This window comes from Sphingobium sp. TomTYG74, assembly GCF_055393875.1.
In genome coordinates this window covers 2494025-2511148 of record NZ_AP027341.1, presented here as the reverse complement: position 1 = coordinate 2511148, position 17124 = coordinate 2494025, and the positions used below count along the sequence as shown (strand labels likewise).

Below are 17124 nucleotides of genomic sequence, written 5' to 3'. Positions count from 1 at the left end.
GGCAACCCGGTTCCGGGCCACTGATAAGCTGATCGACCTTGCGAAAGAGCATCACATATTCCCGGAGCTATGGTCTGCTCATTTCGCGGCTGCACCAAGGCCGGTGAGGGTTGCCGATCCCATCATGCTGAAGGGAGCAAGCCGGAAGGATCAGAAAGGCAGGAAGCATAAGGGTGAAGCCCTGCCGGTCGATTATAGTCTGCCGCGTGTCGCGGCCTATGGTGAAGAGGTCAACGACCTAAACGCCTATTTCGTCGGACAGGATATTCAGCCCGCCCATCTCCATCATCGCTTCGTCCGCGTGTTCGGTGAGGGCGACAAGGATGGTGCCGATTTCAGCAAGGGAGGTCGCCTTTACAGCCATGGCATCGGTAAAGGGTATCAGAACGTCAGAAAGCATATCCGTAGGGCCATGATGATCAGCGGCGAAGCCATTGCGGAGGTCGATCTACGGGCCAGCTACTTAACAATATTGCATCAGCGTATGGGTGTGCCGCTACCTGCCGATGATCCCTATGACATGCCGGACGTACCGCGTGGCATCGTAAAAATGTGGGTGTCGATCACCCTTGGCAATGGCGGTTTTCATAAGAAGTGGCCCCCAGAGTCTAAGGACCGATACGCAGATGACGAGGAAACAAAGGGCCGCGATCTACAGGCGGATCACCCCTTCGGTAAGACCCAGCGGAAGATATTGGAACACCTGCCACTTTTGGAGGAATGGGCCAAGAACCCCATAGGCTGGGGCGAATTGCAGTTTATCGAAAGTACCGCTGTCATTGCCGCTGTGAAGACGCTGGCGCTCGACCATGATATTCCTGCCCTACCGCTTCATGACGCTTTGATGGTCCCGGAATCCAAGGCGGACATTGCGGCCCGATGCCTGTTCGAAAATTTTTTCAAGCATGTGGGTATCTGCCCTCATATCACGGTCAGTACCCATAGGAAGGTTGCTGAACATACGGTGCATTGAAGGGGTGTGAGCTTCCCTAATAATCGGGGTCTGCTGTGAATAGGGAATATCATGGCCAAAGCTGTAGCAGCTAAGAGGTATACCCCCTCCATGTTATGGAAGAAGCCCGCTACGGCGAAGATTATAATCCCGGTTAATAGCTTCTATTTCTCTTTTATTTTCTTGATCTATTTCCCATGCCCTAAATTCATAATCTTTGTATTCAGGGCTATCCCGATAGGTATTAGTTCTTGTAGTTTCCCTAGGCTTGTAAAGGCCATCACATGCTCTGCCTTTGCCTTGCGCAACGCATTGTGCCCAAGGCCAGTTAGGGTCACTACTATCTTGCGCCTGTGCTGTACCGGCAATCATCAACGAAGCGGCGACGAGCAGCATCGTGTTTCGCATAATTAGTTCCTTTCGGATCATAGCAGCGGCTGCGTTGCGGTGGCCGTGGAGCCATCCGAATAGGTGGTCAGAAGCTTGACCGAGCGTCCCGCTACCGTGAACGTCAGCACTTCATCGGCAGGGTCATTCCGCCATCGACCGGGACCGGAGCCGGGGCTAATATCGAAGCCGCGCCACATGATGCGGTTGCCTTGTACCTGGCAGTCGTTCCTGAACAGCTTACCGTCATAAGGACGTTTGTAAGATATACGAACGATGCCGCCCCCTTGCGGTGCGGCCTTCATAATCTTGGGCGAATGACCGAATAGTTCTGCGATCCCCGCCTTGCAGATGGACGCGACCTCACCGGCGGTAAGGGACTTTGACGGTTCTGTCTTGGTAGGGACACTCCCCATGTCGGCATCAGCTTTAGCAATGTCCGTAGCGGAAGGACGGGCATCTTCGGTGCGGGGCTGTGGCGCAGAACCCGAACATGCAGACAGCGTACAGGGTAGTGCAATCACCCCTATGGTGGAAACGATCCTGCTCATCATGGCCCGGCCTCACTGATGAAGGTTCGGATAGCGGTCGCAGAATAGGCTTACGACCTGCGAATCTTCACTTTCAGGATCGGCATCACCGATCTCTACTACCTTTGCGAGAGTATCGGGCCTGCCCTTTTTAATCTCTGTCGCAAAGCCAACGGCGAATTCAGCATCGCCAGCGTAGCCGCCCAAGCTGTTCTTCGCGTTAACGTACCCGCAATAGAACATACCAGCATCACCGGCAGGGATATTAATTTTAGGATGGCGAAAGCGAGCGGAGGCCGGGTCTTTAAGCTTTGCCTTGACTGCTGTTTCTACGGCATTTTGTTCTGCCAGGGTCATAGGTCTGGCTTGTGCATCACCAAAGGCTGCCAAAGCGGCAACCGTCATCAACAAACGACGCATCTATTCATCCTGTGCCCCACCGCACCACCCCGCCAGTCGGGACGGTTGATCGACGCGAACACAGGAACACGCCTCCCGCGTATTTCCCGAAGGTATTATATTCCGCAGGCCGCCCGACCGTATGGCCGAGAGCCTGTGTTCGCCGCCGATTGCGGGCTTCCTCTTCCGATCAAAGTCGAGGAAGCAACGCCGCTAATATGTGATCGAAGCTGATGAGTCTATTACGCTTTCGATCCGGTTACATCGCTTCCACCCCATATGTGGCCGATGCGCGCCGTGGCGGGCCTGTCTCTTTCGTCTTGGCGTCCGTAGTCGTTGTGAAGCGGCCTGTTACAACGCAGCCTTGTTGATGGCGGGTGCGGTGGCCTGCCATGCCTTGGACGGGAATTATCTGGCGACGGCAATCTGGTGCCCCCGCCATCGATATAAGACGGTGACTACCGATGAGGAATGTGATGACGAAGTGGGAAGCAATCTACGGCATGTGGTCAACGACGCCTTCTTGGCGCGCTGTTATCGGCTTAGTTGCCTTGGCCTTTATCGTCGCTCTCCCAGCAGTCGCCACCATATTGTTCGCGCTCGCCACAATGTGAGTGCGGCGGTGGTGAGTTGTTATGCGGCGCGCTTTTCCACCCTTTGGATTGCAGCCCGCGACACATCATATTCCTTCGCCAAAGCCCCAAGGGAAATACCCTGCTTCCGCTTCTCTATAATGGTACGCTGCTGATCATCCGTAAGGGTCTGTGGGCGTCCTAGGGACTTGCCAGACGCCTTCGCTCTAGCGAGTCCCGCCTGTGTACGTTCGATAAGCAGGTCGCGTTCAAACTCAGCAACAGCGGCGATAACAGCCATGGTCATCTTCCCCGCCGCGCTGGTGAGGTCCACGCCGCCTAAGGCAAGGCAATGAACCTTCACCCCTTCCGCCGCTAGCCGTTCGACCGTAGCCCGAAGGTCCATTGCGTTGCGACCGAGGCGGTCCAACTTCGTCACTATTAATATGTCGCCAGTTTCAAGGCGATCTACCAGCTTAGCAAAGCCCTTCCGCTCCATGGCGGCAACGGAACCGGAAACCGTCTCTGTAACAACCCGCTTCGGATCGACCGTGAAGCCTGCCGATGCAATTTCCTGAATCTGGTTGTCGGTGGTCTGGTCGTTGGTGCTTACCCGGCAATAGGCAAAGGTACGGCTCATATTGTCACTTCCTGTATCGATTCGGTGTAACGATATTAGAAGTGTATCTTATATATGTGGAGTCTAATTTTAGATACTGCCTCGGAGAATGTACCGGAAAGGAACGATTGCGAGCCTCCGTTTGTCACGCGATGGCGGGCCACGAATGAAATGCCCTCCGTCGATCGACTTCCCGGTATAGAGTGCATATAGGTCCGCAAGATCGCCGTGAGCGATAGGGGTAAGTGGGAAGGGCTTCAACGTCAGATGGTTGCAGGGAGCATACCTTACATGGGCACGAAGCGGGAATTGGCCCGCGAAGTCTCTCGCGTGATTGCCTCTGCTCAGCCCGGAATTTTACTGGATGCGTTTGCTGGTATGGGGGCAGTAGCGCAAGCAGTAGGGAGTAGCCGAAACGTTTGGTTGAACGACGCGCAGCGTTTCGCGCAGTTGACTGCTAAGTGTAATTTCACGGCGGCCAAAGGGCCGCCGCCTCCAAAAGCCGTTGACGCGGCTTGGAAAGCTTCGTTCAATCGCAACATAGACCGCATCGTCGCAATGAATTCAGAACTGATAGAGCAGGACGCTGCCGTGCGCGGCTCATCAGAGTGGATTCAGTTTTCAAAGGGATATGAAAAGCTTTTAGAAATCCAAGCTGTTGAAACCGACTACTCCTGTTTTCTCACGCGGTACGGACGCGGTTTTTTCTCGGTCTATCAAGCTGCTGAGATAGACTCGATTAGGTGCGCGATCGACGATGCAAAGAAGCGGGGAGATATAGGCGATGACCAGTGGGGGTGGTCTATAGTATCACTGGGGCGGGCCTGTTTGAAGGCCGCCAACACGCCGGGCCATTTTGCCCAGTACCTCAGCCCGAGCGAACGAAACTATAAAAGGGTGAGGAAGCAGTGGAATAGAAGTATTTGGCAAGAATGGCTTGATGGATTAAATAATTTATCTCCAACAGGAACTGCCAAATGGCGGAAAAGTAATATTGTAACTAATAAGGATTGTTTGGAACTTCTGGATGATCCTTTTTGCAAAAATGCTAAGGTTGTCTATTGTGATCCGCCGTATACCAACGATCACTATTCTAGATACTATCATGTGTGGGAAACACTGGTCGACTATGATTATCCTGAGGTGACTGGCGCAGGTAGGTATCGCCCAGACCGTTTCGCCACGCCCTTCTCTTTGAAGACGCAGGTGGTCAACGCAATGGATTCTCTTATTAAAAAGATCAGTTTAAACGGGGCGGACATGGTTTTGAGCTACCCGTCTAATGGTCTGATCTATGAGACTGGCAACGATCCTATTGATCTTCTTGTAAAGTATTTTTCAAAAGTAAGTGTTGAATGTGACATTGATCATAACCATTCAACATTTGGAGCATCGAAGGGATCAGCTAAATCGGCAGTTCGTGAGAGAATTTATCTTGCTTCAAATAGCTAAGCGCCTGCCCTTAGATATCGCGGGAACAAGCCCCGCCAATGGGGTTCGTTGACATGCAGAATAGGAAGGGAGTTGTTGGGCGTCTTGTGGCTCAGTACAAATAGCAGTCCACTCTTTCCATAGCCTTCTGGCCACTTCGTATCCGCTTTTTCTCCGTACTTGATCAATGCGCCTTTCTCGTCAGCATCGAAGACGGAGCAACTAGGAGCCAACACGTTCGCATCTTCGTTAAGATAGATGCTGGCGTGTAAATTAAGCTGGGTGCGCTCAGTTATGGCTCTTGCAGCAGTATCCGTTACTGCGGACAAAATGAGGTGACAGGTAGCCTCGGAAGCAACCAATTCGGAAATAATAGGCCAGCGCTTGCAGACCTGTCTTCCGGTACCAGAGAAGTCATCGATGAACACGACGGTATCAAGGGCTGTTAACTTTAGGCTAGGCAAATCTGACAGGTCGCAAAAGAGATGATCGAATCGAGCCAGCGCTAAGTCATTCGCTTCTCGGAATATTCGCACCATCGCAGGTCCGCTTTCCCCTGTTCGGCCAAAGCCTACGAAACGCCACCGACCAGCATCTTCTGGTTGGCGCTCTGTCCATCCGGGTAAAGCGGCAAGAGCGGCTGAGTAGCCCTGCTGAATTTCGCGCTCGGAAACAACTACGACATGGTCAAGAACTTTTCGGGCAAGTTCCTCATCGTCGCCTTCAAATAGGCTGATCCAATTTGCGATCGCAGCCATGTCTGGCGGATCACGGTAATACCGAAACCGGTCCAACCAGCCTTGTTCGCGTGAGGGCTGCTCAGTCGCCTCTGACACTTTCATTGCGCCCGGCGATCCGCTTGGCTCAGCTTTTCTCGAACCAATTCTGCAAGGCTTTCTAGCTCCTTCCACAAATCTTCTTCGCCGAAATAGCTCTCTGAATCAATATTTCTTAACTCATTCATGAGCTTTGATACAGTCCGAACTAATATAGATGCCGTACGATGAACTTTTGCAGTATCGATCTCTAGATCATCAATTTCAACATTATCGTCTGTGATCAGTCGATATAGTCTTTTGACGACTTCCTCTTCATGTCCCGCCATACGTGCAACGGTAATATGCTGCTTAACTTTTCTAAAATCAGTGATGGCCTTGAAGCCGGACAATCTATCCTGATATTTTCTGAGGAAATTTTCGATTATAAGCCCTCTATCGTACCAATCGGCTTTGAGAACAGATCGATCGTTAACGATAGGGTAAAGCTCGATGAAGAAGTCTGCTTTGATACGATCTTCTGGATCAGCATAAAGCATCATCTCTTGATAACGCTTTTCATAGGAGAGCAGCTTTTTACAACGGGTGACAACCGCCGTATCTAAACCGGTCAAATCTGCCAGTTGTGCATCTCGCCGCTCATCCATTTCATCCATTAGCACTCCCAGCTTGAGAGCGGTCGGCATCAATTCCCAGTCTTTGCGTAGCTTATGTATTTGAAACATGGTGACGATATTTTGAGCTACAGTAGGCTCTGCCACCTGATTAATTGGCACCTCAGCAAGAGGAATTCTTTGCGCGCAAATCCACCGGCGTTGACCATCCAAGATAGTGAATTTTGTCGAACCAGTGGCTTGGAACACGGTTATAGGTACTAGAACGCCAACGCGGCGAATTGAATCTTCCAGCGTCCTAAGAGGCAACTCGTCAAAGAGCATCCGTGGATTATGCGGATTAGCGATCAGCGAGTCGGTGGGAACGCTACGCGGTCCCAACGCTGGGCCATTCGCATCGTTCGCAGTTTTTACGGTCATTTCAGGTAGTTCCCCCAGTTCGGTCAGACGCTAACCGCTGCCGAATTAAAAGCCAACTCTCATCTGTTCGTAGCTAGCGATGCGATTTGGACCAGGAGATGCGGAGAGACGCTCCCCTATGTCATGTTGGGCAGTGGGCTTTTTCAGGCTGGGTTGGCTTGGCGGAGTCTTCTGCCGCAGGAGTCGTATGCTCAGACATAATCTGTTCACTGCCGATTGATGTGCGCGTTGATAAGGTACGAAAATTCACCGATGCTATCGGCGTCAATTAATATGACGCCAGTGCTTTGGGATAGCTCCTGCGCAGACGGCGTGAAGCCCCCTGTCCCAATCACGCATGCTGCGCTGGCACGGTAATGCACCATGCCCGCATACGCCTCTTGAACGGCCTTGTTGCCTATAGGCTGCGTATATCGCTTGCATTGAATCGCGACTGATTTGCCGTCTTTCATAGCTTCAATGTCAACACCTTGGTCGCCACTGGCTTTGCTAACGCGAACCGCCCAACCTTGCTCTTCAAGGCAGGCCGCACACCAATATTCAAAGTCGATGCCATCAAGCGGAATAGCCCCTGTAGCAGGGGCATCTTGGAGCCAGCTTTCCAGATAGGTGACAGCGTAAACCAGCGGATAGCGGTTGAAATAGAATGGCAGCGCACCCTGCGGAAAATAGTAGGTCAGGAATTCGCTTAGCTCGTTCAGATATTCGCCGTAATCGACCTCGCCATATTTGTTTTTGCCGCGTGCAATCGCGCGGAGTAACAAAGGTTTGAGATAGTTTTTCCGCTCTTCCAGCTTGGCGATGACTCGATCAAGATCAGCCTGCCTACGGCTTATGGTAGTACGCTCAAGAAAGCCGAGCGCGTCGAAGCCAATGCGGTCGCAAAGAGCCGCAAAGCCGCGTTGATTTACTGCTGCCTTCCACGCGAGCAGGCACTCACGATGTTCAAGGTTGGTGTCGTTCCTATGACCGAACACTATCATATCGAACACATCAGAGCCGCATACGAAATCAACCTCGTCAGTCAGACGGTCGATGGCATAGCGACGGCCTGTTTCGGTGAAGTTCGGCTCCGCCTCAATGATCGTACTGAAATCCTGAGTGGTATCTGGCTTAATGACGTTCTGTAGGTGCCCACTGAGGTTCGCGTAATAGAGCGAGAAATGCGCGCCTTCGCCTTTGTAGGCTAGAAGAGCCTGTTCCATTTGCTCTTGGGTAAACGCCACCGGCACCTGCTCAACTTTTGCTTTTGAGAACGGCCACATTTCCCTGCCCCCCGACTAGGTCGTTGCAATGTCCCATAGCTTAACGAGCGAACGGGCAGACGCACAAGATGGTTGATTGCCGGGAAGCAGGCACAGGATATCGGCTTCAAAGCGAACGAGTGCCACCAAATTATTGTGAGATAAAACTGTGAGATTCTGAGGACCGCTATCGCGCTAAGTCCTTGAAAAGTAATAAATGGTGACCCCTACGGGAATCGAACCCGTGTTTCAGCCGTGAAAGGGCCGCGTCCTAACCGCTAGACGAAGGGGCCACATGCAGAACCGCTTGGGCGGCGCTGCGAAGCGAGGGCGGCTTTAGGGGGGGAGCTTGCGGCGGTCAACCCCTTTGGGGCAGGAAAACGACCACTTCTTTCAATCGGCCCAGGCGGCATCTTCCAGATGCAGTTCAGCGGCGGGTCGGCTGCCCCAATCGTCGATCTTTGCACGGCCCGCGACCCACAGGCGGCGGTCGCGCGGTGCGCCAAGGATAGCTTGCCCCAACTCGCTCTCCGCCTGGCGGAAGGCGATGGTCTTGATGGAGCGGCCATCGTCCCCCGCCATGACGGCGCGCAGATGACCATTGCCGACGACATCGGCCTTGATGACGCGCATCGGTCCAGCCGCGATGAGCGGGGATGGCCAGCCAGCACCATAGGGGCCGCCTGCCTCGATCGCAGCTACGAAGTCCGGATTGACGCCCGCCGGGGCAAGCACCGCGTCGATCAACAATGCGCGGTCATCGCGGGCGCGGGCGACGGCGGCAGCAAGCCTTTCGTCCAGGAAATCAGCCAGCGCGTCCAGCTTGTCAGCCGCGACGGTCAGCCCTGCCGCCATAGCGTGGCCGCCACCGGCAACCAGCAAACCGCTATCCTTGGCCGCCAGCACGGCCGCGCCAAGATCAACGCCAGAGATCGAACGGCCGGAGCCCTTGCCCGTACCGGCATCGTCAATCGCCACAACGATCGCGGGACGCCCTGCCTTTTCCTTGATGCGTCCGGCGACGATGCCGATCACGCCGGGATGCCAGCCAGCCCCGGCGATAAGCGCCACGGCCCGGTTGCCCTGCGCCGCGAGCAATTCTTCCGCCTCAGCCTGTACCGCCGCCTCGATAACGCGACGTTCCTCGTTGAACTGGTCCAACTCGGCAGCGATGCTCGCGGCCTCGATCGGGTCTTCCGTCGTCAGCAAACGCACGCCCAGATCAGCCTTGCCTACCCGCCCGCCAGCATTGATGCGGGGACCGAGCGCAAATCCCAGATCATGGCATAATGGCGCACGGCTGAGGCGGCTCGCGTCGATCAGCGCGGAGATGCCGATGTTGCGGCGCTTTGCCATGACCTTAAGGCCCTGTGCGACAAAGGCGCGATTGAGCCCCTTTAGCTGTGCCACGTCCGCCACGGTGCCGAGCGCCACGATGTCGAGCAATTCCATCAGGGCAGGCTCGGCACGCTGCGCGAACCATCCCCGCTTGCGCAACAGGCGGATCAGCGCGGCGCCCAACAGGAAGGCCACGCCTACCGCCGCCAGATGGCCGTGAGCGGCCGCCTCCTCAACCTCGTCAAGCCGATTGGGGTTCACCAGTGCAAAGGCTTCGGGAAGCGCGGCGGCGCATTTATGGTGATCGACGACCACGACATCGACGCCCACAGCCTTAGCCATGGCAAGCGCCTCGAACGCCTGCGCGCCGCAGTCGACGGTGACGATCAGCGTCGCTCCTTCCCCTGCCAGCCGCACCAATGCCTCGCCAGACGGCCCATAGCCTTCCATCAACCGATCGGGGATGTAGGGCCGAGCGGACAGCCCAAGATCGCGCAGCAGACGGATCAGCAAAGCCGCGCTGGTTGCACCGTCCACGTCATAGTCGCCGAAGATACGGACATGCTCGCCGCTCTGCACCGCATCCGCCAGCCGCTCGGCAGCGCTGTCCATGTCGCGGAACAAGCTGGGATCGGGCATGAAGTGGCGAATGGTCGGATTACGATGCGCCTCCACGGCTTCGCGCGGACAGCCACGGGCCAGCAGCAACTGCGTGACCAGGTCGTCGGGCAGATAGCCCGGCTCGCGCGCATCCGCGCCTGCGCCCCGCCAGCGCCACGGTTGTCCAAGGATAGAGCGGGATACATTCAGCGCAATGGTCATTTCTGATCCCTAAACCGGGCCGACGCCCGAGGGAAGCGGTTCGCGGCCGACGGCGGAACCGAAACAAGCCCTTGCGCGTATTCGTCTTCCCCGCGTGCACGGCGGACGGAAAGGGGCAGCTGTATTTACATGGGTTTCAGGCAGGCGAAACGCGCCCGGCGTGCCTTGGGCGTTCTGATGATCGCTGCGTCACCCTTGCCGCTGCAAGCCCAGACATCTGCTGGCACGGTTGCTGCCGGGCAGGAGCCGCCAATCCTGCCCGACGAGGAATTTGAAGCGCGATTGCCCAAGGCTGGCGAGAGTGATCCCGCCAACCCTTCCGATCCGCTACCGTCGATAGACAGCTGGATCGATCAGCAAATGCCGCAGGCCAGTGCGCCCGCCGAACTACCGCCCGCCACCGAACCAGCGGCGGAAGCGGAACTGGTGCAGCCCTTGGCGCCGCTCGACAGCGTAACCGTGCCGACTGAGGTGGCAAGCGACAGCCCGCACGAAAAGACGCCCGAGATCCGCTATGCGGTCGAAATCGAAGGCTTCGGCAAGACCGGACTTGAAGATGAGTTCCGGGGCGAGTCAGCGCTGGTCGATGGCAAGGGACGCGCCGAAACCGCCGCCATGGTGCAGGCGCGCGCGCATGAGGATGAAGCGCTCGCCGTGCGGCTGCTCTATTCGGAAGGCTATTATGACGCGACCGCCCTCGCCTCACTCGACCAGACGGGCGATGGCACGCTGAAGGCGGTGCTCTCCGTCACGCCGGGCAAGCGGTACAAGATCGGCGAGATCGTCATCAACGCGGGGCCAACCGTGCCGCCCGGCCTCGTTCGCGACAGCCTGCCGCTCAAGACCGGCGACTATATCGTGGCCGCCGATGTGGAAAGCGCGGAGGCCAATGTCGGGGTGAAGTTGCCCGAAAATGGCTATCCCTTCGCCAAGGTTGGGGAACGGGACATATTGCTCGATCCGGCGACCATCACGGGCGACTATACGCTGCCCGTCGATGTCGGCCCACGCGGGTCGTTCCGGGGGATCACCACCTCCGGCCGCAAGCAAGCCTTTGGCGCTGATCATATGAAGGTCATCAGCCGCTTCAAGCCCGGCGAGCTTTACGACAGCCGCAAGGTCGATGACCTGCGCCGCGCCCTTGTCGCGACGGGCCTCTTCTCCAGCGTCGCGGTCGACCCGGTGCGCACGAACGAGCCCGGCCCCGATGGCACCGAATATGTCGACCTGCACGTCGATCAGGAAGCAGGACCGCCGCGCACCTTGGCTGGCGAGCTTGGCTATGGCACGGGACAGGGTTTCCGGGCCGAGGGCACATGGACGCACCGGAACCTCTTCCCACCTGAAGGCGCGGTGATTGCGAGGGTCATTGCGGGTACGCAGGAACAGGGCGTTTCCGGCACATTCCGCCGCTCCAACGCAGGCAAGCGGGACAAGACCTTCCAGGCTGGCGCCCTGCTCAACCATCAGAATTATGATGCCTATGAAGCCTTCACGGCGGGACTCAACGTCAGCTGGTCGCGGCAATCGACGCCGATCTTCCAGAAGCGCTGGACCTATACCTATGGCGCGGAAATCCTGCTGTCGAACGAGCAGACGACGATCGACCCGGCAACGGCGGAAAAGCGGCGGCTGACTTATTTCATCGGCGCGTTGCCGGTGCAACTTGGCTATGATCGGTCGAACGACCTGCTCAATCCGACCAAGGGCTTCCGCGCCAATCTGCGCCTGTCGCCCGAAGCATCGCTACAGGGCAATCTGTCACCCTATGTGCGCGGGACCTTTGATCTCAGCGGCTATTATCCCGTTTCCGATGCGCTGGTGATCGCGGCTCGGACGCGGCTTGGCACGATCAGCGGTGCAGCCCGTGACCAGATCGCGCCATCGCGCCGCGTCTATGCAGGCGGCGGCGGGTCGGTGCGCGGCTTTGGCTATCAGGAATTGGGACCAAAGGATGTCAATGACGACCCGATCGGCGGCCGGTCCGTCAACGAATTCGCCGTGGAGGGCCGCTACCGCTTCGGCAATTACGGCGTCGTCGCCTTTGTCGATGCGGGTCAGGTCTATGAAAGCGCCATCCCGAAATTCTCCGACATCCGCTACGGCGTAGGCTTGGGCGGACGTTTCTATACCAACTTCGGTCCCTTCCGCGCGGACATAGCCATGCCGATCAACCGGCAGCCGGGTGAGTCCAAATTCACCCTCTATATCGGCATTGGGCAGGCTTTCTGATGGCCGAAGACGCGCCTCCACCCGCTCCCGAAAGCCGGACCATCGTTATCCGGGAAGGACGGCCGCTCTGGCAAAAGATCGTGCTGGGCGTTGCGGCCTTGATCCTCGGCCTGGTCGTGCTTGCCGCCGGATTACTGCTTTCCCTGAACACCCAGCCGGGCAAGAAATTCCTGATACGCCAGATCGCGGCGCTGAAGCTGGAATCCGGCATGGCGATCGAGGTCGGGCGGATCGAAGGGTCGATCTATAGTGACATGGTCATCCATGACCTTGTCCTGCGCGACCCCAAAGGCCCGTTCGCGGCGTCCCCACGCGTCCATGTCGTGTGGAGCCCCTTCCGCTACCTCAACAACCATATCTCTGTGCGGCTGCTGGAAAGCCCGCTGGTGGTGCTTGCGCGTAGTCCACAATTTAACGTCACGAAAAGCGACCCCAACGCGCCGATCCTCCCCGATCTCGACATCGACGTCGATCGGCTGAAGATCGCCAAGTTCGTGCTGGCCAAGCCGGTGATCGGCCAAAAGCGCGAAATAGCCATCGATGGCGTCACCCACATCGCCGACGGCCGCGCGCAGCTTAGCGCCAACGCCGTCGTCGATAGCGGCGACCGGCTTCAGGCTTGGCTCGATGCCGTGCCTAGCCAGAATCGCCTCGCCATGAAAGGCACGCTGACCGCGCCCAAGGGCGGCGTGATCGCAAAGATGAGCGGCCTTACCGATGGCCTGACCGCAACGCTCGACGGGCGGGGCACTTGGCAGGCATGGAATGGCCGGATCATCGCCAACTCGCCCAAAGGCGAGCTTGCGAACATCGCCCTTGCCGCACGCGACGGCAACTTCACGGCCAAGGGTCCGGTGCGCCCGGGCATCATCTTTGCCGGAACCGTCGACCGGCTGACCGCGCCCGCCCTTGATGTCGATCTCTTCGCCGGGCTTAACGAGCGGCGCGTGAACCTGAAGGGCACGCTGCGCTCCACCGCGCTCGCCGCAACAGCGCAGGGCCTCATCGACCTCGGCAAAAGCCAGTTCAGCGGCCTCAAGATCGACGCCGCGCTGCTGACGCCCGGCGCGATCATGGAAAAGGTGCGCGGCAAGGATGTGCGCGCTTCGATCATCCTCGATGGCCCGATGGCGACGCCCTTCATCGATTATGATCTGAGCGCCGCGATGCTCGCCTTCGACCAGGCCGGCATCGAGGGCCTTAAGGCCAGCGGTCGGGCAGTGATCAACGCCGACCGCATCCGCATCCCCGTCAATGCAACCGCGCGGCGGGTCACCGGCCTTAACGCCGCAGCGGGCGGGCTCCTTCAAAACCTGCGGGTCAAGGGCGACTTCGCCTATTCATCGGGCAAGCTGATCAGCGACAACCTCAAGATCGACAGCGACCGTGTGGATGCCACCGCCATTGTCCTCGCCGACCTCGACAAGGCCATCTACCGGGGCGCGCTCAAAGGGCGAGTGAATGATTACAAGATCGACGGCGTCGGCATCGTCAACCTCAACACCGATGTGAAGCTGGTGCCCGGCCCCAAGGGCGGCTGGGGCCTCGCAGGCAAGTTCGGCGTCCGCACGGCCCGCTGGGAAAACACCTCCGTGCGCGACTTCCTTGGCGGCAATGCCGTCGCTTCAGGCCGCATCGGCATGACGCCGGAGGGCAAGTTCACCCTTGCCGACCTCAAGGGCGCGGCACCCAATTTCCGCATCCATTCCGGATCAGGCAGCTACGACGCTAATGGCGCGGTCACCTTCGACGCCTCCGCCACGTCAAACCAATATGGCCCGCTGGCGCTCAGCGTTCGCGGAACAATGGAGCGGCCCCAAGCAGTCCTGCGCGCCGCACGCCCCAATGTCGGGGTGCAGCTGTCCGATGTCGTCGCAAAGCTGAATGGCGAGGCGGGCGGCTACCGGCTGGAGGCGACCGGTGGTTCCGCCTATGGCCCCTTCTTCGCCAATGTGCTGATCCGCACGGCCAAGGGTCCACTCACCATCGACATCACACGCGCGCGTTTCGCGGGCGTAGACATGAACGGCCGTCTCCAGCAGACCGCCGCCGGGCCTTTCGCCGGACAGCTCGCCATGAACGGGTCCGGCATCACCGGCGCCGCGCGGCTTGCCGCAGTAGGCAAGGCGCAAGGCATCACAGTGAACGCCGCAGCGAGCAACGCCCGGCTGCCGGGCGAAGCCGATGTGGTGATCGGCCGAGCGATCGCGACGGCGGACATCTTACTCACCGACCAGCCCCGCATCACCGCCGACGTCCAGATGGCGAACGCCGCCTATGGCGACTATGTCGTGCGCAAGACTCGCGCCCGGATCAATTATCAGGGCGGTCGTGGACGCGCGCAGTTAGTCGCGGACGGCTCGACCGGCGTACCCTTCTCCATCGCCGTCAATGCAGCGCTTCGCCCCAACCTCTACGCCGTGGCGCTCGAAGGCAAGGCGAGCAACATCCCCTTCCGCTTCGCCCAGCCCGCGATTATCCGCATCGAACCGCAGGGCTACCGGCTTGAACCAGCAACCCTCGTCCTGCCTCAAGGACGGGTCGATCTCGCCGGGCGCTTCGGGGGTCAGACAGCCCTCCAGGCGCGATTCAAGGATTTCGATCTCGCCATCATGAACATCGCCAGCCCCGGCCTCGGCATCAGTGGCAAGGCGACCGGCGCGATCGATTTCAACCAGAGTGGCAACGCCTTCCCCGCCGCCACGACCCGCTTAGCGATCAACGATTTCCGCCGCTCCAGCCTGTCCGCCGTGTCCGATCCGGTCTCGATGGCAGTCGAAGGCCGTCTCTCGGCCCGTGGCGGCGACCTGCGCGGGCTCATCCGGCGCAGTAATGCGTCGCTCGGCCGCTTCACTGCCACCCTCGCGCCTCCGGGTCCCGGCGCGAGCTGGACAGAGCAGCTTCAGAACGCCCCGCTGGGCGGCGGCATCCGCTATGCCGGGCCTGCCGATGTGCTCTTCTCCTTCGCCGGGCTTGCCGATCAGCAACTGACCGGCCCCATAGCGGTAGCGGCGGACTTCAGCGGTCGCTTGACCGCCCTGCGCCTCAACGGCCTCGTCCGCGCCAATGCGCTGACCTATGAAAATGAGACATTCGGCACGCGCCTGACGCAAATGCGCCTCGATGGCCGCTTTACCAATGACCGGCTCGAGATACGCGACTTTTCCGGCCGGGCTGGCGACGGCACGGTGCAGGCCAACGGCTCCGTCGGGCTCGCGGCTGAAAGCGGCTACCCGATGAACATCGCCGTCAAGCTGGACCGCGCCCGCATCGCCCGCAGCGAAGCCATCACCAGCGTCGTGACCGGCACGATCAACGTCACGAACAGCACGGCCAATGGCGGTCTGATCAAGGGCGACCTGTGGCTCCCCGAAACCCGCTATCGCATCGCGTGGCAGGGTGGCGCCGACATCCGGCAGCTCCAAGGCGTCCGGCGCAAGGGCGAAGGCACCGACCTGCTGGACCAGCGCATCGCGTCCCGGCAAGCAGCGGCCAAACCCGCCGACTGGAAGCTCGACATCCGGGTGCGCGCCGATAATGAGATCTACCTGACCGGCATGGGCCTCGATTCCGAATGGAAGACCAACATGCGCGTCACCGGCACCACAAAGGCCCCGCGCGTCGTCGGCAAGATCGAGGTGATACGCGGCCGCTACAGCTTCTCGGGCCATCAGTTCGACCTTGAACAGGGGATCATCACCTTCAATGGACCGATGATGAACCCGGTGCTGGCGATCCGCGCCGAAACCCGCATCAACACGGTAACGGCTGGCATCGCGGTCGGCGGCACGGCGCAGAAGCCGGACATCAGCTTCATCTCGACGCCCACCCTGCCGCAGGACGAGATATTGGCCCGCATCCTGTTCGGCGACAATGTCGCGAACCTGTCCGCCACCCAGGCGATCCAGCTTGCCGCTGCGCTCAACGGCCTGCGCGGCGGTGGCGGCGGGCTCAATCCGATGGGCAAGTTGCAGAATGCGTCCGGCGTCGATCGCATCGGCGTCGTCAGCGGCGACAAGGAAACCGGGCGCGGCGCATCGCTGGCAGTGGGTCAGCACATCTCCAACAATATCTATGTGGAGGTAATCACCGATCCTAAGGGCTTCACCGCCACCCAGCTGGAAATCTCCCTGTCCAAGACGCTCAGCCTGCTGTCGAAGACGGGCACCAACGCCGGATCATCGGCAAACCTGCGCTATTCAAAGGATTATTGAAGCCGCTCGGCGCGATAGCGGGCGATCAGCCCTTCATATTCATCCATAGCGGGGAAGCGTTCGAAGCTGACCACCGCGCCTGTCTGCGCCCAAGGCAGCTTTTCCGCCGTCTGCGTCTCCATCCACGGCGCGAACCAGCTGGCATCGTCCAGCATCGTTGCCCGCACATTGACGAAGCCCATGTCGGCGGCAGGCTTGGTAAAGACCCAGCTCTTGCACCAGTCGCAATGATGATGGCGCACATCCTCGCCGTGCAGCCCGCCCATTACCGTGTCGCCCGCAATCAGTTCAAAGCCGCCCGAAGGCATGATGATCGTGGTGGAAAAGGCGCTGCCCGTCATCTTCTGGCAGCCGGTACAATGACAAGCCGCCTCACTCCAAGGCGCCTCGCTCAACCGAAAACGCACACGCCCGCACCGGCAACCGCCTTCGATGGGGAGATCGGGAATGGACATGGGATTCTCCTTGGGTTCGGGATGAAAGTTTATCCTCCCCATCGACAGATGGGGAGGGGGACCAGCCGCAGGCTGGTGGAGGGGAGCGCCCGCAGGGCGCCGCAGGTCGTGCCAGTTCC

General features: G+C 58.8%; 13 protein-coding genes and 1 tRNA gene. 4 read left to right on the top strand and 10 right to left on the bottom strand.

Translation table 11 applies throughout. The features are described from left to right. Window positions 1-124 precede the first annotated feature (124 nt). Window positions 125-973: a hypothetical protein gene (locus tag ACZ5TB_RS12685; RefSeq protein ID WP_464791473.1), complete on the top strand. Its 849-nt coding sequence runs from the start codon at window positions 125-127 to the stop codon at window positions 971-973. Between the two features lie 93 nt (window positions 974-1066). Here ACZ5TB_RS12685 and ACZ5TB_RS12680 read toward each other — a convergent pair whose 3' ends face one another. The 4 genes from ACZ5TB_RS12680 to ACZ5TB_RS12665 form a co-directional block, all read right to left on the bottom strand. After that, on the bottom strand, window positions 1067-1360 hold the full coding sequence (locus ACZ5TB_RS12680) for a hypothetical protein (RefSeq protein ID WP_464791472.1): 294 nt from the start codon (window positions 1358-1360) through the stop codon (window positions 1067-1069). Between the two features lie 17 nt (window positions 1361-1377). Continuing rightward, window positions 1378-1893, bottom strand: coding sequence for a hypothetical protein (locus tag ACZ5TB_RS12675; RefSeq protein ID WP_464791471.1), 516 nt, complete (start codon window positions 1891-1893; stop codon window positions 1378-1380). A 9-nt stretch (window positions 1894-1902) separates the two neighbouring features. Beyond that, the gene (locus ACZ5TB_RS12670; protein ID WP_464791470.1) at window positions 1903-2289 is read right to left on the bottom strand and encodes a hypothetical protein; all 387 of its coding nucleotides are present in this window, start codon (window positions 2287-2289) and stop codon (window positions 1903-1905) included. Window positions 2290-2901: 612 nt separating this feature from the next. Continuing rightward, window positions 2902-3480, bottom strand: coding sequence for a recombinase family protein (locus tag ACZ5TB_RS12665; protein ID WP_464791469.1), 579 nt, complete (start codon window positions 3478-3480; stop codon window positions 2902-2904). 270 nt (window positions 3481-3750) lie between these two features. Between ACZ5TB_RS12665 and ACZ5TB_RS12660 the strand changes: the two genes are divergently transcribed. Next, window positions 3751-4911, top strand: coding sequence for a DNA adenine methylase (locus tag ACZ5TB_RS12660; RefSeq protein ID WP_464791468.1), 1161 nt, complete (start codon window positions 3751-3753; stop codon window positions 4909-4911). Here the strand turns inward: ACZ5TB_RS12660 and ACZ5TB_RS12655 are convergent. The 5 genes from ACZ5TB_RS12655 to recJ all read right to left on the bottom strand — a co-directional run bounded on the left by ACZ5TB_RS12655 (window position 4908) and on the right by recJ (window position 10104). Further along, entirely contained in the window at window positions 4908-5648 is a 741-nt protein-coding gene (locus ACZ5TB_RS12655; RefSeq protein WP_464791467.1) for a phosphoribosyltransferase-like protein, read from the bottom strand. The genes ACZ5TB_RS12660 and ACZ5TB_RS12655 overlap by 4 nt on opposite strands. 80 nt (window positions 5649-5728) lie before the next feature. Then, complete coding sequence (locus tag ACZ5TB_RS12650; protein WP_464791466.1) at window positions 5729-6700, bottom strand: ParB/RepB/Spo0J family partition protein; 972 nt, start codon at window positions 6698-6700, stop codon at window positions 5729-5731. Window positions 6701-6906: 206 nt separating this feature from the next. Then, window positions 6907-7965, bottom strand: coding sequence for a restriction endonuclease (locus tag ACZ5TB_RS12645; RefSeq protein WP_464791465.1), 1059 nt, complete (start codon window positions 7963-7965; stop codon window positions 6907-6909). 197 nt (window positions 7966-8162) lie between these two features. Further along, window positions 8163-8237 (bottom strand) — tRNA-Glu (locus tag ACZ5TB_RS12640). Between the two features lie 100 nt (window positions 8238-8337). Further along, entirely contained in the window at window positions 8338-10104 is a 1767-nt protein-coding gene (gene recJ, locus ACZ5TB_RS12635) for a single-stranded-DNA-specific exonuclease RecJ (protein ID WP_464791464.1), read from the bottom strand. Between the two features lie 129 nt (window positions 10105-10233). Between recJ and ACZ5TB_RS12630 the strand changes: the two genes are divergently transcribed. After that, the gene (locus tag ACZ5TB_RS12630; RefSeq protein ID WP_464791463.1) at window positions 10234-12336 is read left to right on the top strand and encodes an autotransporter assembly complex protein TamA; all 2103 of its coding nucleotides are present in this window, start codon (window positions 10234-10236) and stop codon (window positions 12334-12336) included. Beyond that, window positions 12336-16550: a translocation/assembly module TamB domain-containing protein gene (locus ACZ5TB_RS12625; protein ID WP_464791462.1), complete on the top strand. Its 4215-nt coding sequence runs from the start codon at window positions 12336-12338 to the stop codon at window positions 16548-16550. The genes ACZ5TB_RS12630 and ACZ5TB_RS12625 overlap by 1 nt, the downstream gene beginning before the upstream one ends. Here the strand turns inward: ACZ5TB_RS12625 and ACZ5TB_RS12620 are convergent. Further along, window positions 16544-17005, bottom strand: coding sequence for a GFA family protein (locus ACZ5TB_RS12620; RefSeq protein WP_464791461.1), 462 nt, complete (start codon window positions 17003-17005; stop codon window positions 16544-16546). The genes ACZ5TB_RS12625 and ACZ5TB_RS12620 overlap by 7 nt on opposite strands. Between the last annotated feature and the right edge of the window lie 119 nt (window positions 17006-17124).